Below are 19,985 nucleotides of genomic sequence, written 5' to 3' on the forward strand. Positions count from 1 at the left end.
AGCGAGTCGTCATTCCGGCGAAGGCCCACTGCTGTCCGGGGAAAATTCGCCGCGCTCTAGACAGGCATCTGCAACTCAACCGAAGCCTGTATTTTTGCCAGTCAATTCAACGCTAGCGATTCGTCGCCCCGGCGAACGCCGGGGCCCAGTGTCTTTGACGATCTGCAAGTCGCTGGGTCCCGGCTTTCGCCGGGACGACGAGCCTTTTAGCCATGTCGCTAGAACAAGCAAAACTTTCCCCGGACAGCAGCGGGCGAAGGCCGGAATGACGAGCAAAAGCGCCTGGCAGTTGCTGCAACTGCCTTTCTGATTTGCCGATGATCTTTGGCAGCAAAACGTGGGAATACCTCAGGGGCTTTCTGCTTTCACGATTTGGCGTAAACGTTTGTGATGTGATGCGCAAATACACGCATTCATGACAATCAACTCATTATGATTGCTACTGTTGCTTGGTTGTGAAATTGGAAAGACAGGTATGTGTGCGGCGTTATTTGCCGCGTGAAGATCTATGAGAAAACGTCGTGCCGCCGTGCATGCATGCGAGGCGGCTCCATGGATGCGCTCAATGTCATATCACGTATTGATCCTGGCGTTGTGTTCGACGGAGACGGCACCGTTCGGTTGCTTTCATGTTTCATTGGCGCAGCAAGTCCATCGAGCCAGTGCGCTCAGGGCTGAGCTGCTGAGTCATGCCATCAGGGATGATGGATTACGGTCTGCTTTCGAATATCACGCGCCTATTCGCGTCCTTTCCGCCTGCGTTGTTGACGTCCACGCTGGACGCTGGCGCCCACCCACTGCGCTGCGACGGCGGCACTGATTTGACGGCGTTATCCAAAGAGGCAGTTATCAGCAGCTTCTGATTCGGATGGTTCGGGAGGGCGGAATGCATAGCTCAGAGGCGACTGGTCGCCGGGCGGCTTCGGTAGTCGGAGCTATTCGCCGTGCCGGTAACAAGCCACGTCATGTCGCGCCGGTAACCGTGGTGGTTCCATGCTTTCGTTGCGCGCATACGATCGAGCAGGCGGTGATCTCTGTGGCCAATCAGAGTCTGCGCCCGGCGGAGGTGCTGCTGGTTGATGACCGTAGCGGCGACGACACACTGGCGAATTTGATGCATGTGGCGCGGGCTTATCCGCCAGGCTGGGTCAAAGTGCTGGCCATGCCTGAAAACCGGGGGCCGTCGGCGGCGCGCAACTGCGGGTGGGCGCACGCTTCTCAACCTTGGATTGCCTTCCTGGACGCCGATGACAGCTGGCACCCCCACAAGCTTTGGCTGCAAATGCAGACCTTGCAGGATGATCCACACATCGATCTGATCGCGCATGACATGAATGTGCAGCCGCGCGGCACGCCTGCGCTGGCACTGCGTTATCCCGTTCGATGCCGTATTTCCCCCAGACGTCTTTCGTTGTTCCGCTCGTCCTTTCCCACCGCCTCGGTGGTATTGCGCCGGGACTTGCCCTTTCGCTTTGACGAAAGCAGAAGGCGAGCCGAGGACTTTCTGCTCTGGGCACAAATTCTGTTGTCAGGTTATCGATGCGCCCGTCTCAATCAGGTATTGGCTTCCTGGCACAAGCCGCCGTACGGCGCTGGTGGCTTGAGCGGTGATCTCAAAGCGATGTACCAGGCTGCGGTGGAGGTGCGTGGTGTATTGCACCAGCAAGGTTTGTTGAGCACGGGACAGCTGTACGCCGCGCACACGATAGGGTTTGCGCGTTATCTACGCCGCTGCGTGCTCACGTCGGTCCGCTACGGCATCGCAGCGGCGCAGGCCGATTCACGTTAAGGCGATGGCCGTGGAAACCGTCGCCCCACCTGTCAGCATGGAACCCTCGCCGCCACTGGCGCTGCGCGCTCGCAACGATACACGCGATATCGATTTTTCCGCACTGGATGCGCTACCCAAAGGCAGCATGGAACTTGATCCGGTGTCGATTGCCGATCTATTGCGCAATGCCTTTGTTTATCCACCGCACTCTGTTTACCGCCACGCCAAGCTGGTCTTGCCGGGCGACCCTTCCGGATCAAAGCGCCAAGACGAAGATCCCGTATTGCATGCAACACTCGCCTCATGGGCGGCAAGCTTTCGGCAGACGCCGAGCCTTCCCGGCAGCCAGGCGTTGGTCGAGCACTATCATCAGTTGCTGTGTGCGGCGGTGGAGCGCACCACGGCATCAATGCAGCGTCCCTGGTTTCTTCAAAGCGGTGGCAAAGATTCCACGTCCATGGCCATTGCCACGTCCGAGGTGCGTCCAGACGTCACCTGCATCACCTATCTGGGTGGGCGTGAGGAAAACGAGCTGGCATCGGCGAAATGGGTGGCACACCAACTCGGCTTGTGCCATGAAACGCTGGTTTGCAACCCTGGACGGGCCTACGACCGGTATTTGGCGTGCGTGCCGCAAATGCCCTTGTTGACCGCGGATTTCGCCATGTTGTCGTACGTGGATCTGGTCACGGAAATCCGCGCGAATGATGGCGATGGGGTGATCGATGCGCTCGGATCGGATGTGTATTTCGGCATGCCGGCCCGCTGGCGTCACCTGGTCATTCGCGTTCTGGCGCAGCGGTTTCCGTTGCCCACGGTTTTGTTCAAGCTGTGGGGGATCCGGCACAGCTTCCACCTTTGCTACGCCCTCAGCATCTTGCAGATGAGTGCATTCGAGCGCTTCTATCCAGGCTCGCGCTTCAGCGATCAAGAGGTGGATGCGCTCGTTGGCGAGCCCATCGCTGCGCAGTCACGACAGCGCTTGAATGTATTCTTGCCCGCCATCCACGCCGCCGGCTCGATCGCGGAGCGTCGGCGCCTGGCTGCCGCCATCGTGGAAGCGGCCAGCTTCGGTAAAGGGCTCTATACCGCCAACGCATTGCAGCTGCCACTGGCCTACCCCTATTGCGATGCGCGGCTTGCGGAATGGCTCATGCACGACGTGCCTGACGATCAGCTCGTGGCGCCCGATGGCACCAGCAAGGTTCTGGTTCGAAAGCACATTGCGCGATCATTCGAGAATCTTCCCTACGTCAAGAAAAAGGGTTGTTTCCGATTTGACGTGTGCGGACTTGCACGCCTGCGTTTCGATTGTGTTCGCCAGTTTGCCCTCGACGCCAAGACCCAGGGGTTCCTCCCGGGTGCCGCCGCGTGGTTGGACGCCCATCGCATGCACCTGGGCAACAAGTATTTTGCGTCCAAGTTCTACCTTCTGGCGGTAGTGTTGCCGTGGTTGCTGAGCCGTACGCAGCCGCCTGTTTTGCACGTGACGCATGGACTTCAGCGTGAGCGCCGTGTCTGAATCACCGTCACGCTGGATCCAAATCAATTATGCAGAAACCTACAGTCGCTGTTTGCTCATGAAATTCAGGATAAGCGCCGCGATTTCGTCAACTTTTTCGTCCCATGGAAAATGGCCGGCGTCCAGCAGATGGATCTCGGCATCCGGCAGGTCATGTTTATAAGCTTCCCCGCCTGCGGCGATAAACGACGGATCATTTTTGCCCCAGAGCACCAGGGTTGGAGGCTTGTGTTCTCGAAGCCATGCTTGCCAGGCCGGATAAGCGGCGACGTTGGTGCGATAGTCGTAAAGCAGATCGCCTTGGATCTCGCGCTGTCCGGGGCGTGACAGGTGCGCGTATTCGTCCGTCCAGGTGTCCGGGTTATAGCGCTCCGGATGGGCAGTTCCAAGCGTGTGGCGTTTTTCGGTAGCTTCGAACGAGATGAAGGCATCGAGGACTTCCGGATGCGCTTTCGGGTCGGCCCAATAGTGCGCGATCACGCTCCACTTCTTGCCGAGGCCTTCCTGATACGCGTTGGCATTGGAGATGATCAAGGCCTGCACCCGTTGCGGATGCGCAAGCATGATCCGAAAACCGACCGGGCCGCCGTAATCGTGCATGTAAAGCGTGTATCGATTCACGCCGAGTTGCTCGAGCAAATCGTTGGTCGTTTTCGCCAGATGATCGAATGTATAGGTGTACGCAGATGGAGCCGGGGTGTCGCTTTGACCGAAGCTCGGATAATCCGGTGCGATCAGATGGAAGCGCGCAGCAAGCAGCGGAATGAGGGCATCGAATTGCCGCGACGATGACGGAAAACCGTGCAATAGCACGATGGTTGGCGCGTCCTTGGGACCCGCCTCACGATAGAAGATGCCAACGCCGTCGACTGTTGCGCGATGGTAGGTGGTCGTGGCGGAGGTCGAAGTGAGAGAGGTTGCATGCGCCGAGGCTCCCAGCAACATGCTTGCAGCCAAGAGGGAAAGATTTTTCATCTGCGTTCTCCAGCGTCATCAGCAAGTGTGCGCCCAGTCCGGACCTGATGCATCGGCGCCGTCCGTCGAGTGCATCACGCCATCAAGCCGGAACGTACGTCAACCTGATCACGTCCTCGCCGATTAAATCGCTGGCCACGAAGCGGAGCGGCGGTCGAGGGCCCATGAAGAATGGCTTGCCACGACCAAGCACGACAGGGCGGAAGTAGAGTTGATACTCATCGATGAGACCAAGGTCGCTCAGGCTTCGCGCCAGGTCTGGTCCGGCAACGTCGATCTCCCCGGCGAGCCTGGCCTTCAGTCCCCGTATTGCCGCCTCGATGTCATCGGCGACAAGGGTGGCATTCGGGCCGACTGACGCCAGCGAGCGCGACACGACCCACTTTGGTTTGCTCCGCCATACCGCCGCAAAGTTGCGGTCGTCCGCGTCCCAATCCGGCAGGTCTTCGTCCCAATAACGCATGATCTCGTACATGCGGCGGCCGTACAGCATGCCCGCCAGGTTGCGCACGTGTTCTACGAAATAACGAGCGACCAACGGAGCAGGGGGGCCTAGTTCCTGGTGGTCGACATAGCCATCGAGGGACTGCATCAATCCGAACACGAACTTTGCCATGGGAAACCTCCGCTCGAGAGTCTTCAGGACAGTATGTGGTGCGAGTGCCTTGGAACCGGTCTATTCACTACGACGACGAATGGCGAAACCAGAACTCTACAAGGTGCCCGGAAAAAATGGCTTCTTTCATAGGGAGCATGGGTCGGCTCAAACGGCGATAGCTAACGTGGCATCTATCCGGCAGAGGACGGGGCTGCATGAACCATGGCAGCCTTGCGTATCCGGTGTAACGCGAGCAATCGGAACGCCGCCGGCAAAACAACCATCGACAGAAGAGGCGCCGTCAGCATGCCGCCGATCATCGGCGCTGCGATGCGCTGCATAACCTCTGAACCCGCGCCGTGTCCAAGTAGGATCGGGAACAAGCCCGCCAGGATGACGGCGACCGTCATGGCCTTGGGGCGCACACGTTGCACCGCACCTTCGCGAATCGCCATGTCTAGTTCGGTAACACCGGCATGCGGGTTTTGCTCAAGCTGCCGGTCCCACGTATGGCGAAGATATAACAGCATCACGACACCGAATTCAGCCGCCACGCCACTGAGTGCAATGAAACCGATCATGGTCGCCACGGATACCGCATGGCCAAGCAGCCAGATAAGCCACAGGCCACCTACCAATGCGAGCGGCACACTTGCCATGATCAAAGCGGCTTCACTGGAGCGGCGAAAGACAACAAAGATCAGCCCGAAAATGATCGCAAGCGCGACAGGTACGACGAGCTTCAGGCGTTGCATGGCGCTCTCCAAATACTCGAATTGTCCCGACCAGGCGATGGTCACGCCGGATGGCAGCGAAACGTGTTCCGCCACGGCGCGCTGCAAGCGGCTCACGACCGTCCCCAGGTCGCTGCCGGACGTATCGACGTAAACGTACGTCGCCAACTGGCCATTCTCGCTTTTCAGATCGGATGGCCCCGCATCCAGGCTAACGTCGGCGATTTGAGCGAGCGTGAGCTGTGTCCCGTTGGCAAGCAAAGGCAACGCCCGCAACGCTTCGACCGAATCACGCACGAGTCGCGGGTAGCGCACGACGATGGGATAGCGCTCCCGCCCTTCAACGGTCTGCCCAATGGGATCGCCACCCACTACCGTGGCGATGAGCTGCTGCACCTGATCCTGCGTCAGCCCATAGCGCGCGGCGGCATCCCGCCGCACGTGCACGTCGATGTAACGGCCACTGGTGGGACGTTCCGCAATGGCGGAGCTCACGCCCGGCACGGTCCGGGCCACGATCTCGATGCGATCCGCCGCGGTTTGCAGGGTCATCAAATCGGTACCCAGTACCTTGATGCCGATCGGACTCTTAATGCCGGTGGACAGCATGTCGATCCGGTTGCGAATCGGCGGCACAAAGAGATTGGTCAAGCCGGGTACGCGCACGGCCTTGTCCAGCTCCGCCTCGATCCTGGCCATGGTCATCCCGGGGCGCCATTGATCCTTGGGCTTGAAGGTGATCGTGGTCTCGAACATCTCCAGCGGTGCCGGATCGGTTGCGCTTTGGGCGCGTCCAGCCTTGCCGAAAACATGATCGACTTCCGGAACGGTCTTGATCATGCGGTCGGTGAGCTGCAGCAACTGCGCGGCCTTGTCGGCGGAAAGTCCGGTCAGCGCCGTCGGCATGTACAACAAGGTGCCTTCATCCATGGGCGGCATGAACTCGCCGCCTAACTGGCTCATGGGTATCGCTGCACTCAGCAACAGCGCGCCGGCCAGCGCGAGCGTTGTTTTTGGATAGCGCAGCACTGCGTCCAGAATCGGCCGATACAGAGCCATCAGGCCGCGATTGAGTGGGTTGTCGTTCTCATGATGAATACGGCCCCGCACGAGATAACCCATCAACACCGGTACCAAGGTAATGGCCAATCCCGCCGCCGCGGCCATCGCGTACGTCTTGGTGAAAGCAAGCGGCTTGAAGAGCTTGCCTTCCTGTCCTTGAAGCGCAAACACCGGTACGAATGACAGCGCGATGATGAGAAGACTGATGAACAGCGCCGGCCCCACTTCGGCCGCCGATTGCGCCACCAGCTCCCAGCGAGCCGCCGCTTGCGGCTCTTTTCCATCATGGGCATCGCGCCAATGTTCCAGATGCTTGTGCGTGTTCTCGATCATCACGATGGCAGCGTCCACCATCGCGCCGATGGCGATCGCAATGCCGCCCAGTGACATCAAGTTGGCCGACACGCCTTGCACGTTCATCACGATGAAAGCGGCCAGCACGCCCAACGGCAGTGTGATGACCGCAACGAAAGCCGATCGCAGATGACCAAGGAACAAGGCACACACCAATGCGACAACCAGGAACTCCTCCAGCAACTTGCCCCAGACGTTCTCGACGGCCGCGTCGATCAGCTGCGACCGGTCGTAGGTCGGCACAATCTCCACGCCTGCCGGCAGGCTGCGCCGGAGTTCGGCCAGTTTGGCCTTGACGGCGGCAATCGCGGTCCGTGCATTCTTCCCCGATCGCAGCACGATCACACCGCCGGCCACCTCGCCCTGGCCATCCAGTTCTGCGATACCGCGTCGAAAGGTGGGGCCGCGCCGTACGGTTGCGACATCGCGCAACAGCACCGGTATACCGACGTTGTTGGTGACGACAGGAACGTTTTCGAAGTCGCTGCGCGTTTTCAAATAACCTTCGCTGCGCACCATCAGTTCGGCCTCGCCTTGCTCAATGACCGAACCGCCATTCGCGCCATTGGCAGCGCGAACGGCGTCAATCAGTTGGGTGACGGTCATGCCGCGAGCAGCAAGTGCCTGAGGATCAGGAACGATCTGCCAGGCGCGCTCCATGCCTCCGATGCTGGCTACTTCCGCAACATCGGGCACCGTCTTCAGCTGGTAGCGAAGAAACCAGTCCTGCATCGCCCGCAGCTGACCCAGGTCGTGTTGCCCGGTGCGATCGACCAGTGCGTACTCGTAGATCCATCCAAGTCCCGTTGCATCGGGTCCCAAGGCGGGATTTACGCCGGCTGGAAGACTGCTGCGAACCTGACTCAGATACTCCAGTACGCGTGATCGCGCCCAATAGAGATCCGTGTTGTCGTCAAACAGCACGTAGACATAGGAGTCACCGAAAAACGAATAGCCGCGCACGACCTTGGCTCCGGGTACGGACAGCATGGTCGTGGCGAGGGGATAGGTAACTTGATCCTCTACCACTTGCGGCGACTGACCCGGCCAGGTCGTACGGATGATCACCTGCGTGTCGGAAAGATCGGGTAACGCATCAATCGGCGTATGCGTGGTGGCATACACCCCGATGACGGCCAGAACCATCGCAGCCAGTAACACGAACACGCGATGCGCGATGGCGGCACGAATCAGCGCGGCAATCATGGCTGATCTCCCATGGGCATCGCTGACGTCGACGTGCTCGTTGCCGAGGCGGGTTGAGCGGCATGGGTATCGAGCCGATCGAGCGCACCGGACAAGCTTGCTTCCGAATCAATCAGGAATTGACCGGACACCACGACTTTTTCGTTGCCCTGCAGACCGGCGAGAATTTCCGTGTATCCCTGTGAGGAGCGGCCCGTGCGTACGGCGACGGGGCGGAAGTGTCCGTTTCCCTCGACGACGATCAAGCGTGCTTCAGGACCTGACGTGATGAGTGCATCGCTTGGTACAGCCACTACCGCTTCGCCATTTGCCGGTGCGACGCGCACCGAGGCAAACATGCCCGGACTCAGCGCGCCATCCGCGTTATCGAGCACGATGCGCGCACGCTGCGTGCGTGTCATGGCGTCGATATCGGGCAGCAAGGTTTCCACGCTGCCGTGGAACTCGCGTCCGGGCAGCGCATCCGCCGTAACCGTCACGGGTGTGCCACGACGTACTGTTCCAGCAATGGCTTGAGGAAGTGCGGCTTCGACCCACACCGTGGACAGGCCATTGACGGTCATCAGGGTCTGGCCGGCAGTAACGCGTTGCCCTTCGCGTACATCCAGCGCAGTCACGACACCGCTCGCAGGTGCATGCAGTGTTATGCCGCCGTTCGGACCACGACGTGCGCTTTGGATATCAGCGTCGGTCAGGCCCAGAACATCCAGGCGCTGCCGTGCAGCCGCTCGCAATGCCTTGGCGTCGACCGATTGTGCTTGCTGAAGCGCGCTGTACTCGGCCAGCGCCGAATCCCATTCGGGCGCCAACAGGGTTGCCAACGGCTCGCCCGCCACAATGGCGGTGTACGGAGCGCGTACGTAGAGTTGGCTGATGACACCGTCGACGCGAGCGCTGATCGTCGTGGCTTGCCGCAGATCCCAGGTCACGGTGCCGGGAACCTGGCTTACCGAAGCTAGCACCCGATGCTCCACTGGGGCGGTTCGTATGCCCAGATTTTGCACGGTAGCCGGATCAATCCGGACGATGTTCGGGTCAGCGCCTTCATCGGCGTACTTGGGCACCATTTGCATGCCCATGGGCGACAAACCCGGGTGATCGAAATGCTGATTCGGCACCATGGTGTCGTACCAATACAGAATGTTCTTGGTCTGCGTTCCGGGTGTCGCGGTGACCGGTGGCATGGATGACGACGAGAGATGTCGACCACCGAGGTAGCCAACAGCAAGCAATAGCGCTGCGATGAAGACAGCAGCAAAAGCGATCAGCGCACGCTTCATGGCATGGCCTCCGACGTCGGTAACAGATAAGACAGCGATGCCCACAACCGTGCGCGCGACGTCAGTGCGTCGACGTAGGCCAGGCGCAGTTCGATTTCGTCGCGACGAGCATCCAGCCAGGGTTGCAATGGACCACCCCCACGGTAGGCAGCCAATGCCGTTTGCGTGCGATCACGATCAAGCGGAAGCATCGTGTCTTGGTATCGCTGGATCTGACGCGCCAAGCCCTGCCAGCTCGCCACCGTGCGTGCGATGACGGCGCGTTGCTCGCGGCGTGCGTCCTCATGCGCATCCTGTGCGGCTTCCCATTGCTCTTCTTTCGCACTGATGGCTCGGTCCTGCCGATTGCGTGTGAACAACGGCAGACTCACGCCGAATTCCACCATCACCATGTCCGACAGCGGCCCCGCGCGTTGGCCGTAAAGAAAACTCACGCTCCAGTCGGGATGTTTCGTCGCACGTGCACGATCCAGCGCGGCCTGCGCAACCTGCTCGCGGGACGCCCAGACTTGCATCGGCGCTTGCTGATCGACGGCTTGCTCCAGATGTTCTGGTGCGACCGGCAACTTTCCGAAGTCGGGCGCATCGCCAAGATCCGTCATGGTCTGTCCCAGCCAGCGCTGCAAACCCGCTTGAGCCCCCGCAATGTCCGCATCGGCCGCTTCCAGGCGATTGTCGAGTGCAGCCGCCTCGGCGCGAACGGTCAACGCATCCGTGGCGCTGCCGCCGCCACCTTTCAATCGCGCCTGCGCAATGTGCACGGCCAGCGCATTTTCAGCGTGAAGCTCGGAAAGTAGCGCACGCTTTTGCCGGGCTGCCCACAGGTCAATCCAGGCATCCGCGATGCGTTCCTGCACCGACGCCATGGTGTCGGCGCCCTCCGCATCGGCCGCCTTGACGTCTGCATCCGCCACTTCGCGATCAGCCGATCGTGCGGCCCGGGAGGGAAGCGCCTGTGTGACGCCAATGACGCGCATCGTCATGGGATCAGAGCGAATGCTGAAAGCGCCTGGTGCGGTGATAGGAAAATTCTGGACACCAACATTCAATGTGGGATCAGGCAAGCGACCGGCGCGAACGGCTTCTTCGTGCATCGATGCAACGTGTGCGTGATGCGCCATGAGCACGGGTGCCTGGGCCATACCTTTTTGAACGGCGGCTTCCAGCGTCAACGGCGGATCTGCCGCATGTGCCGTGGAGGCCAACGCCCCGCCCAGGACGACAGCCAATCCCGATGCCATCGCGCATCGGGTGAATCGAGAGAACAACATGATGGGTACTCCCAGCAGCTGATGACCATCGCACCCAGACGGGCACGACGACGCTTCAACGCGAAGCGCAACTGGCTAAATCAACAGGGAGCAGAACAGGAGGTTTGTCGGTGGTGGCGTTCGAAGACGGTCACGTTGTCGCCGGTGGGGCGTCATCGGCGACGACAGCGCGACAGCCATCGGCAACGAGGGAGGCAGGGCCACCAGAACGCTGGGTGGTACAGACAGTGAATGAATCGCAGTGGGAGCAGACGCATCGGATGCACAGTGCCTGGCACATAGCGCCCGGTCCGCTGCGGTGTGTTTCATCTGCGGGCAGGTTGACGCCATGGCCGCGTCGGCTCGCGAGGTGCCCATCGCCATCGTCGGACTCATTGCGCCATCCGGCATGTTGCAGACATAAGCGGCGAGTGCCGACTGCAGTCCCACCATGAACAGCAGTCCCCCGAGCAGCAGCCAACGCGTCAGCCGCGCGCGACGAATATCGCGTAAACGCCAACGGGTAGGACCCAGCTTGGGGATCGACAGGTGCATCATGGGAGATGGATTGTACTCTCGCCCAACGGAAGCGTTGCTCTTCCCTAAGTTCGCCGACGAGCGCGAATGGTTACATGCGCCCAGGATGACCTGATCTATTCCACGCATCCGGCGTGACGCGCTATGCCCGAAGCACAGTCGAGAAACTCAAACAGTATCTTGAAACGGACCCAGCAACGCAGGGGTGTCTTAGTCTTAGGTCGCGCGTCGGCGCGTTCGCGATGTGGTGGCAGTGCGAGGCTTGGATGTCCGCGTCGCCGGGCGTGCGCAGCTCTGCCCTTGGCAGCAGTTTTCCGTCAGGTAGCCAACGAGATCGTTCATCGCCTCGATGACAGGGGCGTAGTAGACGAAGCGCCCGCTTTGTCGGCTCGTCACGAGGCCAGCGTACAGCAGCTCTTTGAGATGAAACGACAGCGTGGCATTGGGGATGCCCAGCGTTTCCCCAATCGTTCCCACCGGCAAACCTTCAGGGCCTTGCTCGACCAGCAAACGAAAAATCGCCAGACGCGATTCCTGCGCGAGTGCGGAGAGCATTTTGACAGTCTGTGCGATCTGCATGGTTGGGAATGATGGTGTGAAGCTTCAAGGGGTTAGTGTAGCGGACCGGCCGTCCCTGGGTGGCTCAGCGCGTTCTTTCGTTTAAACGCATAAAAAAGTGCTGCCCATAGCATCAGGATGGGATTGATGAACGTAATTGAAAACATCGCATCGTGAGATTTTCCTCATTCGCCAAATATGCATCTGCGTTACGCGCGTGCCTCGTACCAGTGACGCGAGCGATTCACGACACTGACCACGGAAAGCATGACTGGCACCTCGATCAGCACGCCAACCACGGTGGCGAGCGCCGCACCGGAGTGCACGCCAAAAAGGCCCACCGCCGTGGCCACGGCAAGCTCGAAGAAATTGCTCGCACCAATCAGCGACGAAGGGCCGGCCACGCAGTGAGGCACCTTGAGCTGACGGTTGAGCAGATACGCGAGGCCCGAGTTGAAGTAAACCTGGATCAGGATCGGTACCGCGAGCATGGCAATAACCAGCGGTTGTTCGAGAATCTGCTGGCCCTGGAAGCCAAACAACAACACGAGCGTTGCCAGGAGTGCCACTAGCGAGACGGGGCCAAGGCGGTGCAGCAGTGACTGCAGTATCGGCTGGCCACCGCGCGCCAGAATCATGTGGCGCAAGACAACACTGATGAGTACCGGTACGACGATATAAAGAATCACCGACAAGATCAGTGTGTTCCAGGGCACCGTAATGGACGAGATGCCAAGCAAGAGCGCGACGATCGGTGTGAACGCCACCACCATGATGGCGTCGTTCAAGGCGACCTGGCTCAACGTGAAGTGCGGCTCACCGCGGCAGAGGTTGCTCCACACGAACACCATTGCCGTGCACGGCGCGGCCGCGAGCAAAATCAGACCGGCCACATAGGAATCCAGCTGCTCGGCCGGCAGGTACGCTGCAAACACATGGCGCACGAAGAACCATCCGAGCAGTGCCATCGAGAAGGGCTTCACCGCCCAATTGATGAACAACGTGACGCCAATGCCTTTCCATTGTTTCCGCACGTCGGCCAGCGCGCTGAAGTCGATCTTCAGCAACATGGGGATGATCATCAGCCAGATCAGTACAGCCACCGGGAGGTTGACCTGCGCGGCGTGCATGTGACTGATCGCTTCAAATGTTGCGGGTAGTCGATGACCCAGCAACGTGCCAGCGACGATGCACAGGAGTACCCAGACCGTCAGGTAGCGCTCAAAGAAGCCGATGCGTGCTGGTGCAGGCGGCGTGTCTGCCAATGCGTCCGCGTGCACCTGCGTCATACGTGCTCCTCCTCATCATCCATGATCGTCCCGATGCGATCGAGCGCCTGCTGCAGCGCTTCCTTGGAAAGGGTTTCCACCGGCAGGTTTAACAGCGCCAGGAGCCGGGTCGTAATGAGCGCATGGGCATGCTCGAACGCGGCAGCGATCGTCGCCGGATCGCCTTTGACGGCCGCAGGATCGGGCAGGCCCCAATGCGAACGTACGAAGTCACCAAAAAGCACCGGGCACGGTTCGCTGGCTGCGCTGTCGCACACCGTGATGACGATATCGAGCGCTGGCGCACCGTCTCCGACAAAGCGGTCCCACGACTTGCTGGATAGGTTATCGATCGGTATGCCGGCAGCCTTCAATTGATCGATGGCGTGGGGATTGACCTTGCCGGTGGGCTGGCTGCCCGCGCTATACGCCTCAAAGCGACCTTTTCCCAGACGATTGAGTGTGGCTTCCGACAGAATGCTTCGCGCGGAGTTACCTGTGCAGATGAATAAGACGCGGCAAGGGTGCATGGTGGTCTCCAGGCAATGGATGACGAGGTAGCGGAAGATGCTGAATCGGCTGTCCTGGGCCAAACCGGCAAGCGAGCGAACGGCGGCCTTGGTTTCCACATTTCCATATTGATAGAATTATGGAATACAAGCAACAGGATGTGGCGCACTCGTGGCCCCTGAAGACCTTCCCAACATTGTCAGCGATGTCTTGGACATGCCCAATCACGAAAAGCTGATGCTGCCGGCGGCTTCGGCGCATCCACCGCGGATATTGATTTTGTACGGCTCGCTGCGGCCGCAGTCCTTCAGCCGCAAACTGGCGCTGGAGGCCGGGCGCATACTGCGTCAGTTCGGCGCCGAAACACGTGTGTTCGATCCCCACGACTTGCCGATGCTCGATAGTGTTCCGGCCACCCACTCCAAAGTGCAGGAGCTGCGCTCTCTCTCGCTATGGTCCGAGGGCCAGGTGTGGGTCAGTCCGGAGCGGCATGGTGCCGTGACTGGTGTCTTCAAAAACCAGATCGACTGGTTGCCGCTGGAGGAGGGCAGTGTGCGCCCGACTCAAGGCCGGACGCTGGCCGTCATGCAAGTTTGCGGTGGGTCGCAGTCGTTCAACGTGGTCAACACGCTACGTGTACTCGGTCGTTGGATGCGCATGGTGACGATCCCCAATCAATCGTCGGTGCCCAAAGCTTGGCAGGAATTCGATGACCAGGGCCGCATGAAACCGTCTGCGTACTACGATCGCGTTGTTGACGTCATGGAAGAACTCGTCAAGTTCACCTTGATGGTGCGTGACCGCTCGGACTACCTGGTCAGCCGCTATAGCGAGCGCAAAGGCGCGGCGGAAGCCGTGGCACTGTCGTCGTCGGCTGGCGTAACCGAGAACTCTGCGGTCGCCACCGCCATGCCAAGTATTCCGCAGCCCCAAACGGCATGCTGCGGCACCAACACAAGAGCCTGTTCATGACGACACACGACACGTTTCCCGTCACGATCTATCACAACCCCGATTGCGGCACGTCACGCAATACGTTGGCGCTGATTCGTCACGCAGGTATTGAGCCGACCATCATCGAGTACCTGAAAACGCCGCCGACGCGGGAGGTGCTGGTTCGTCTGATCGCCGAAGCCATGTTGCATCCGCGCGAGGCGGTACGTGAGAAGGGAACGCCATTTGCGGAACTAGGCTTGGGCGAACCGGGGATTACCGATGAGATGTTGATGGATGCCATGCTCGCGCATCCCATTCTCATCAATCGACCGTTCGTGGTGACACCCCATGGAACGCGGCTATGTCGCCCTTCAGAGGTCGTGCTGGATATCTTGCCGCCAGTAACCGCGCCCTTCACGAAAGAAGACGGTGAAGTCGTCATCGACAACCAAGGGCGCCGGGTGCGCTAAGCGTTAGGCACTTCGGCGCTGAGCATGCTGTTGGCTGATTTTGCCCGTGCTATGTCGCGATGCCGTACTGGTTCAGATCATGGAAGTTGATTTGATCCCGCGTTCGACTTCGCAAGGCCGTACATCGGTCACTGCCCTTTCTTGAACAGATCCTGGAAGATCAGGGGCCCCCAGATCCCGTCCCGCGCCTGCACGAGCAGACCACCTTCCGCGATCTTGCCGAGATTGACCGGCGCATAGCCAAGCTGCTCGACCAGGGCGGCGACCGTTGCGGCTGCGCTTTCATCATCGCTCGACAGGAATACAACCCGTCGCCCGCCGTTGATGGCGGGGTCCTCCGCGAGAACGCGGGCAGGCAGATGGTTAAACGCCTTGACCAGTTGAGCGCCGGGCAGGGTCTGGGCTATGACCGAAGAGGAAGGAACGCCGCCCAGATCTTCGAGACTGTTCGTCACGTCAATCACGATCTTGTCCTTCCAACTTGCTCGCGCCTTCGCAACCTCTCGGTGCTGCCAGTAAGGGACAGCCAGCATGACGATGTCGGCGTCGAGCGCCTCCTTCAAGGTCTTGGGAACGACCATCGGGCCTATCGCGTTTGCCTGCGGCGCGAGCGCTTCAGGCGGATGCCTGCTCGCTACCGTCACGTCGATACCCTTGCGGGCGAACATGCGGGCCAGCGCCTGGCCGACCGCGCCGAAACCTACAATTGCGTAGCTCATGTTGCTTTTCCGATCGGTGTTGAAGTGGGTTGCCCAGCATGCTCCAGGTGTGACAAGCGTCTTCCCGGAATGCCAGGCATCCACACGCTTTTCAGCGTGATGTCAGATAGCCGAGAAGCCGCCATCGACAGACAACTCCACCCCGTTCACGAAACTCGAATCGTCTGAAGCAAGAAACAGCGCGGCCGTCGCAATTTCCTCAGGACGCCCCATCTTTCCCCGCGGGATCAGGGATTCGAACATCTGCTTCGCCTCCTCGGTGAGAACTTGGTCCTGCATCGGTGTGGCGATCGGTCCAGGGCTCAGCACGTTTACCCGGATATTCCGGCCCTTCAGTTCGTTGAGCCAGGTGCGTGCGAATGAGCGCAACGCCGCCTTGCTCGCCGCATACACGCCGTAACCGGGAAAGCCTTTCACCGAAGCTACCGATCCGGTCATGAAGATCGATCCGCCATCGTTGAACAGCGGTAATGCCTTTTGAACCGTAAACAGCGTGCCTCGCGCATTCAGATCGAAGGTCGCATCGAAATGCTGCTCGGTGATCTCGCCCAGTGGGACGGCTTCGCCTATGCCGGCGCTCGCGTACAGGACGTCGATCTTGCCCTTTTCCTGCTTGACCGTATCGAACAGACGGTCGAGATCGTCGAGATTGGCCGCGTCGCCGCGCACACCGGTCACGTTGCGGCCGATCAGCTTGACGGCCTCATCGAGCGCCTCCTGCCTTCGGCCCGTGATGAAAACGTAGGCACCTTCTTCAACGAACCGCTTGGCGCTCGCCAGCGCCATGCCGCTCGATCCGCCTGTGATGACGGCAACCTTACCCTCAAGCTTTCCCATGACTTTTCACCTTTCGTCGCGTCGGACAGCGTCTTGAGTTCCTATTGGTACAAGGGCGCTGTATCTTGTGGATCACCGATCCACATCCTGATTCAGGACAAGCGGATCACTGATCCAAATATATGGATCAGTGATCCGCTTGTCAAGGCACCCCATGCGAGCCGACGCCAGAAAAAATTACAGCCATCTACTTGCCGTCGCGCGTGATGTCGTCACCGAGGATGGTGTCGATGCGTCCATGCGCGATATCGCCCGCCGCGCCGATGTCGGGCTGGCCACACTGCTTCGTCATTTCCCGACGCGAGAAGCCTTGTTCGAGGCGTTGTTGCGTACGGGGCTGGACGCACTGACGAAGAAGGCGGGCGAGCTCGAAACGTCGACGCCACCTGACGAAGCGCTCGTGTCCTGGTTTCACGGAGGGGTGGCATTCGTCCACAGCTATCGCGGCGTTGTCGACTTGATGGCGAGCGCCCACGTGGACCCGGACTCTGCGCTTTATGCTTCATGCGCAGCGATGCACTCCGTGGGCGCGCGACTACTGCTTCGTGCGCAGACCGAAGGAACGGCGCGTGCCGATATGAATGGGGACGACCTGTTCGCCCTGATGTCGGCACTCGGCTGGCTCGCCGGCCAACCCGCATTCGCGCCGCGGGCCGATCATCTCTTTCAGGTTATCGCGAGCGCCATCCTGACAAGCCCGTCGAGCAAGGATGACAAGAAGGCAGCGTGTTGAATCCAATCGGCGATTGGATGCTCGATGTTTTCTTTCGGCGCATGGTGAGTGCGATGTCAGCCTGGATAGGCGCCACATTGTTGTCCGACAAGTGGTAATGGATAAATGGATTGCCGTCGCTGCAAATGGCTATCTCTGGCGCGCATACCACTCAGGCCAATGAACTGACCAGCTTTGCCATTCATCTGACAGTGGGCAGTTCACCGCCCAAGGCCAGTCCTCGCTACGAAAAGCGGACCACTACAGTAACTACAATGAGAGCCGAGAAGATCAGCGCCGGGGCGAGATGCGCGAACGGTTCCCGGTTTCTTAGCAACGTGACGAGCGCGCCGATCATGATCGCGCCGGCCAGCGTTAGGCCCAAGACTCTGGTTTGCTGCTCAAGAAGAAGTGCTGCACTGAGCAGTTCGAGAGCACCACAGAGCAACTGAAACCACGCCGGATAACCCCAGCGTGCGAAGTCTCGCTTCGGCGCGCCGCGTCTGGCGAGATTGACTACCCCGGCAACCGCGAACAGAGCTGCTACGATCACCGCAAGAATTGATTCGAACGACGCACTGTTCCACGCCATCATCATGTTCCCTTGATGTGCTGAAAGTGGTTTTGCGCAGAGAGGTCCGCAATCAGGCCGGGGCCATGGGGTTCCCACGCAAGCACTCGCCGGGCATGCTGGCCGCTTACTGTCTGGTCGAGCGCCAGCGCATCAGCGAACGGTCCCAGCGATTGGCGAGCATCGTCGAGTGGCCAGGGTTCGACGCGGTCGGCGCCAATCGAGGCCCGAATTGCTTCACCCATATCGGCGACGGCAACGGCATCTTCCGCGACCACATTGAAGATCTGTCCTGTCACTTGACCGTCCCCGCTTACTGCCCGCTCCATCGCGCTCAGGTAAGCCGTCGCGAGATCATCGACGTGCACGGCAGGCCAGTGATTGCGACCATCGCCGACGACTCGCACGCTGCCGGTTTGACGCGCCATGCCGGCAAGCATGCCGAAGACGCCGCCGCCGTAGCCGTGCACCATCGCCGGCCTGAGGATCACGGTGGCTATCGAACGGCTTGTTGCTAACGCCAGCACCTGCTGCTCCACCGCGGGCCGCCAGGCGATGAGCGGCGTCGGATTCAGCGGCGATGTTTCCGTGGCGGGCCTTCCCTGCGTATTGCCATAGACCCAGGTGCCGGACGTGTAGACAAACGCCGCGCCCGGACGCAAATGCGAAAGCATCGCTACCGCCGCCGCCTCATCAGCCGCAGCGGCGGAAGCGTCGGCGGTCGACGCGGTGTGCACCACGCCATCCGCGGCACCGGCCGTCGCAGCGAAAGACTGTGGCTCCCGCAGGTCGCCGGCATGCAGTTTCACGCCGAGACGTGCCAGCTCGCTGGCGGCCGCCGACCCGTCCTGGCGCACCAGCGCCGTTACCTGATGGCCGAGACTGATGGCCTTGCGCGCAACCGCGTGCCCGATGTAGCCGGTACCACCTGTCATGAATAGTTTCAAAGCGTTCTCCCAGCGATGGCTCGCGAAATAGATTGGCCGAAACGAGACCAATAAGTCTCGTTTCGGCCAATCTAAACGAGACTGGTAAGTCTTGTCAACCATGCAGCGATCTGTTAATTACCCCCTATGGACGCTTCCTTTCCCCTCGGTCTGAGCCCGCTGCAACGCCGCAAGCGGTCTGCCATCCTCGACGGCGCGAAAACGGTTTTCTTACGCCAGAGTTTTGCTCTGGCGAGGATGGACGATGTCGCTGCCGCCGCTGGCGTCGGCAAACAAACGGTCTACCGCCACTTCAAATCGAAGGAGGCGCTCTTCGTGGGTCTGGTGATGTCGATGTGCGCTGAGGTGGGCGCGCTTCTTGCTAACCCTCAGCGCGAGCCATCCGATGACTCACCGGAGGCCGAGTTGCACGCATTGGGATCGTTGCTGGCGCAAATCCTTATTGCGCCGGATGTCCTGCGGCTTTACCGAGCCATCGTTGCTGAGGCCGAGCGTCTGCCGGAACTCGGCCAGGTGTTTTATGAAAATGGCGCAAAGGTCGTGCGTGCCATCGCCGCCAACATTCTGCGAAAGCGCTTTGACGAATCGACGGCTGCCTTGCGGGCAGCGACATTCATCAATCTGGTGCTGGGCGATGCGTATCTGGAACTGTCCATTGGCTATGCGGTGCCTGATGTTGAAGCGCGCTTTGCGCTGCAGATTGATGAGGCCGTGGCGGCGGCACTTCGCTAAGGAGCGCCTGGCATGCCGTTCATTCGTCCCAGGCATTCGGAGAATGGAACTGCTGTCTGGCGACAGGATTGTCTGTTCGCGACAGCGTTAAGCATTCCCGATAACAGACTGGACAGAACTCCATAGTCTGTACCCCCCTGGAACAGGCGGCGAAAGAGCGCCACCTTTTCAGCCGTGTTGAGTTTCGTTGACTCCGTTTCTCCAAGGATGGTTGGTGAAGGCCCCGGCATCGGCGACAGACGCCATTCGATGCCGTGTGCTTCCAACAGCGCAACAAGCCGTGCGTTTTCCGCTTGAAGAGTGGTCAGAGAGATATTGTTCGCCATACAAAGTACTTTTCTGACATCCCTCATCTCAGCACAAGAAGTCTACTGGCCCTGAGATTTCCCGCGTCTCTGCTTAGAACCGGACCTGGTCCATCAGGCGGCCAATTGCA

At 60.0% G+C, this 19,985-nt stretch carries 19 protein-coding genes; 6 read left to right on the forward strand and 13 right to left on the reverse strand.

The annotated features are described in order from the left end of the window. The first annotated feature begins 886 nt into the window (after positions 1-886). Positions 887-1,789, forward strand: a complete 903-nt coding sequence (locus IEX75_RS10875) for a glycosyltransferase family 2 protein (protein ID WP_188794220.1) — start codon at positions 887-889, stop codon at positions 1,787-1,789. 10 nt (positions 1,790-1,799) lie between these two features. Beyond that, positions 1,800-3,293 (forward strand): asparagine synthase-related protein, encoded by a 1,494-nt coding sequence (locus tag IEX75_RS10880; RefSeq protein WP_188794221.1) that lies wholly within the window; start codon positions 1,800-1,802, stop codon positions 3,291-3,293. 39 nt (positions 3,294-3,332) lie between these two features. Here IEX75_RS10880 and IEX75_RS10885 read toward each other — a convergent pair whose 3' ends face one another. The 8 genes from IEX75_RS10885 to IEX75_RS10920 all read right to left on the reverse strand — a co-directional run bounded on the left by IEX75_RS10885 (position 3,333) and on the right by IEX75_RS10920 (position 13,645). Further along, entirely contained in the window at positions 3,333-4,268 is a 936-nt protein-coding gene (locus IEX75_RS10885; RefSeq protein WP_188794222.1) for an alpha/beta fold hydrolase, read from the reverse strand. Positions 4,269-4,350: 82 nt separating this feature from the next. Further along, the gene (locus tag IEX75_RS10890) at positions 4,351-4,884 is read right to left on the reverse strand and encodes a dihydrofolate reductase family protein (protein WP_188794223.1); all 534 of its coding nucleotides are present in this window, start codon (positions 4,882-4,884) and stop codon (positions 4,351-4,353) included. A gap of 173 nt (positions 4,885-5,057) precedes the next feature. Then, a complete protein-coding gene (locus tag IEX75_RS10895) occupies positions 5,058-8,222 on the reverse strand; it encodes an efflux RND transporter permease subunit (RefSeq protein ID WP_188794224.1) in 3,165 nt (1,054 codons plus the stop codon). Beyond that, positions 8,219-9,502: an efflux RND transporter periplasmic adaptor subunit gene (locus tag IEX75_RS10900; protein WP_188794225.1), complete on the reverse strand. Its 1,284-nt coding sequence runs from the start codon at positions 9,500-9,502 to the stop codon at positions 8,219-8,221. Before IEX75_RS10900 ends, IEX75_RS10895 begins: the two co-directional genes overlap by 4 nt. Next, on the reverse strand, positions 9,499-10,773 hold the full coding sequence (locus tag IEX75_RS10905) for a TolC family protein (protein WP_188794226.1): 1,275 nt from the start codon (positions 10,771-10,773) through the stop codon (positions 9,499-9,501). The genes IEX75_RS10900 and IEX75_RS10905 overlap by 4 nt, the downstream gene beginning before the upstream one ends. 732 nt (positions 10,774-11,505) lie before the next feature. Then, positions 11,506-11,868: an ArsR/SmtB family transcription factor gene (locus tag IEX75_RS10910; protein ID WP_188794227.1), complete on the reverse strand. Its 363-nt coding sequence runs from the start codon at positions 11,866-11,868 to the stop codon at positions 11,506-11,508. Positions 11,869-12,056: 188 nt separating this feature from the next. Beyond that, the gene (arsB, locus tag IEX75_RS10915) at positions 12,057-13,136 is read right to left on the reverse strand and encodes an ACR3 family arsenite efflux transporter (protein ID WP_188794228.1); all 1,080 of its coding nucleotides are present in this window, start codon (positions 13,134-13,136) and stop codon (positions 12,057-12,059) included. Further along, positions 13,133-13,645: an arsenate reductase ArsC gene (locus IEX75_RS10920; protein WP_188794420.1), complete on the reverse strand. Its 513-nt coding sequence runs from the start codon at positions 13,643-13,645 to the stop codon at positions 13,133-13,135. Before IEX75_RS10920 ends, arsB begins: the two co-directional genes overlap by 4 nt. A gap of 196 nt (positions 13,646-13,841) precedes the next feature. On the opposite strand from IEX75_RS10920, the gene arsH reads away from it, so the two are divergent. Further along, complete coding sequence (gene arsH, locus IEX75_RS10925; RefSeq protein WP_229720739.1) at positions 13,842-14,597, forward strand: arsenical resistance protein ArsH; 756 nt, start codon at positions 13,842-13,844, stop codon at positions 14,595-14,597. Further along, positions 14,594-15,031: an arsenate reductase (glutaredoxin) gene (gene arsC / locus IEX75_RS10930; protein ID WP_188794230.1), complete on the forward strand. Its 438-nt coding sequence runs from the start codon at positions 14,594-14,596 to the stop codon at positions 15,029-15,031. The genes arsH and arsC overlap by 4 nt, the downstream gene beginning before the upstream one ends. 128 nt (positions 15,032-15,159) lie before the next feature. Here arsC and IEX75_RS10935 read toward each other — a convergent pair whose 3' ends face one another. Beyond that, a complete protein-coding gene (locus IEX75_RS10935; RefSeq protein WP_268236469.1) occupies positions 15,160-15,834 on the reverse strand; it encodes an NADPH-dependent F420 reductase in 675 nt (224 codons plus the stop codon). An 18-nt stretch (positions 15,835-15,852) separates the two neighbouring features. Next, complete coding sequence (locus IEX75_RS10940; RefSeq protein WP_188794232.1) at positions 15,853-16,587, reverse strand: SDR family NAD(P)-dependent oxidoreductase; 735 nt, start codon at positions 16,585-16,587, stop codon at positions 15,853-15,855. 154 nt (positions 16,588-16,741) lie between these two features. Here IEX75_RS10940 and IEX75_RS10945 point away from each other — a divergent pair, with 154 nt between their 5' ends. Beyond that, complete coding sequence (locus IEX75_RS10945; protein ID WP_188794233.1) at positions 16,742-17,320, forward strand: TetR/AcrR family transcriptional regulator; 579 nt, start codon at positions 16,742-16,744, stop codon at positions 17,318-17,320. Positions 17,321-17,543: 223 nt separating this feature from the next. Here the strand turns inward: IEX75_RS10945 and IEX75_RS10950 are convergent, their stop codons facing one another. Next, the gene (locus IEX75_RS10950; protein WP_229720740.1) at positions 17,544-17,897 is read right to left on the reverse strand and encodes a DoxX family protein; all 354 of its coding nucleotides are present in this window, start codon (positions 17,895-17,897) and stop codon (positions 17,544-17,546) included. Continuing rightward, positions 17,894-18,805 (reverse strand): NAD-dependent epimerase/dehydratase family protein, encoded by a 912-nt coding sequence (locus tag IEX75_RS10955; RefSeq protein WP_229720741.1) that lies wholly within the window; start codon positions 18,803-18,805, stop codon positions 17,894-17,896. Before IEX75_RS10955 ends, IEX75_RS10950 begins: the two co-directional genes overlap by 4 nt. A gap of 138 nt (positions 18,806-18,943) precedes the next feature. Here IEX75_RS10955 and IEX75_RS10960 point away from each other — a divergent pair, with 138 nt between their 5' ends. After that, entirely contained in the window at positions 18,944-19,549 is a 606-nt protein-coding gene (locus tag IEX75_RS10960) for a TetR/AcrR family transcriptional regulator (protein WP_188794235.1), read from the forward strand. Here the strand turns inward: IEX75_RS10960 and IEX75_RS10965 are convergent. Next, on the reverse strand, positions 19,546-19,875 hold the full coding sequence (locus IEX75_RS10965; protein ID WP_188794236.1) for a hypothetical protein: 330 nt from the start codon (positions 19,873-19,875) through the stop codon (positions 19,546-19,548). The two genes, IEX75_RS10960 and IEX75_RS10965, sit on opposite strands and share 4 nt — an antisense overlap. Positions 19,876-19,985 lie beyond the last annotated feature (110 nt).

The sequence above is a fragment of the Dyella nitratireducens genome (genome assembly GCF_014642835.1).
Taxonomy (GTDB): domain Bacteria; phylum Pseudomonadota; class Gammaproteobacteria; order Xanthomonadales; family Rhodanobacteraceae; genus Dyella_B; species Dyella_B nitratireducens.

What these genes read in the sequence shown, in the direction of transcription:
- IEX75_RS10965 (WP_188794236.1), bottom strand. Translation starts at nt 19,875, where the DNA reads ATGGCGAACAATATCTCTCTGACCACTCTTCAAGCGGAAAACGCACGG.
- arsH (WP_229720739.1), top strand. Translation starts at nt 13,842, where the DNA reads ATGCCCAATCACGAAAAGCTGATGCTGCCGGCGGCTTCGGCGCATCCA.
- IEX75_RS10905 (WP_188794226.1), bottom strand. Translation starts at nt 10,773, where the DNA reads ATGTTGTTCTCTCGATTCACCCGATGCGCGATGGCATCGGGATTGGCT.
- IEX75_RS10920 (WP_188794420.1), bottom strand. Translation starts at nt 13,645, where the DNA reads ATGCACCCTTGCCGCGTCTTATTCATCTGCACAGGTAACTCCGCGCGA.
- IEX75_RS10900 (WP_188794225.1), bottom strand. Translation starts at nt 9,502, where the DNA reads ATGAAGCGTGCGCTGATCGCTTTTGCTGCTGTCTTCATCGCAGCGCTA.
- IEX75_RS10895 (WP_188794224.1), bottom strand. Translation starts at nt 8,222, where the DNA reads ATGATTGCCGCGCTGATTCGTGCCGCCATCGCGCATCGCGTGTTCGTG.
- IEX75_RS10960 (WP_188794235.1), top strand. Translation starts at nt 18,944, where the DNA reads ATGGACGCTTCCTTTCCCCTCGGTCTGAGCCCGCTGCAACGCCGCAAG.
- IEX75_RS10950 (WP_229720740.1), bottom strand. Translation starts at nt 17,897, where the DNA reads ATGATGATGGCGTGGAACAGTGCGTCGTTCGAATCAATTCTTGCGGTG.
- IEX75_RS10875 (WP_188794220.1), top strand. Translation starts at nt 887, where the DNA reads ATGCATAGCTCAGAGGCGACTGGTCGCCGGGCGGCTTCGGTAGTCGGA.
- IEX75_RS10955 (WP_229720741.1), bottom strand. Translation starts at nt 18,805, where the DNA reads ATGACAGGTGGTACCGGCTACATCGGGCACGCGGTTGCGCGCAAGGCC.
- IEX75_RS10890 (WP_188794223.1), bottom strand. Translation starts at nt 4,884, where the DNA reads ATGGCAAAGTTCGTGTTCGGATTGATGCAGTCCCTCGATGGCTATGTC.
- arsC (WP_188794230.1), top strand. Translation starts at nt 14,594, where the DNA reads ATGACGACACACGACACGTTTCCCGTCACGATCTATCACAACCCCGAT.
- arsB (WP_188794228.1), bottom strand. Translation starts at nt 13,136, where the DNA reads ATGACGCAGGTGCACGCGGACGCATTGGCAGACACGCCGCCTGCACCA.
- IEX75_RS10940 (WP_188794232.1), bottom strand. Translation starts at nt 16,587, where the DNA reads ATGGGAAAGCTTGAGGGTAAGGTTGCCGTCATCACAGGCGGATCGAGC.
- IEX75_RS10945 (WP_188794233.1), top strand. Translation starts at nt 16,742, where the DNA reads ATGCGAGCCGACGCCAGAAAAAATTACAGCCATCTACTTGCCGTCGCG.
- IEX75_RS10910 (WP_188794227.1), bottom strand. Translation starts at nt 11,868, where the DNA reads ATGCAGATCGCACAGACTGTCAAAATGCTCTCCGCACTCGCGCAGGAA.
- IEX75_RS10885 (WP_188794222.1), bottom strand. Translation starts at nt 4,268, where the DNA reads ATGAAAAATCTTTCCCTCTTGGCTGCAAGCATGTTGCTGGGAGCCTCG.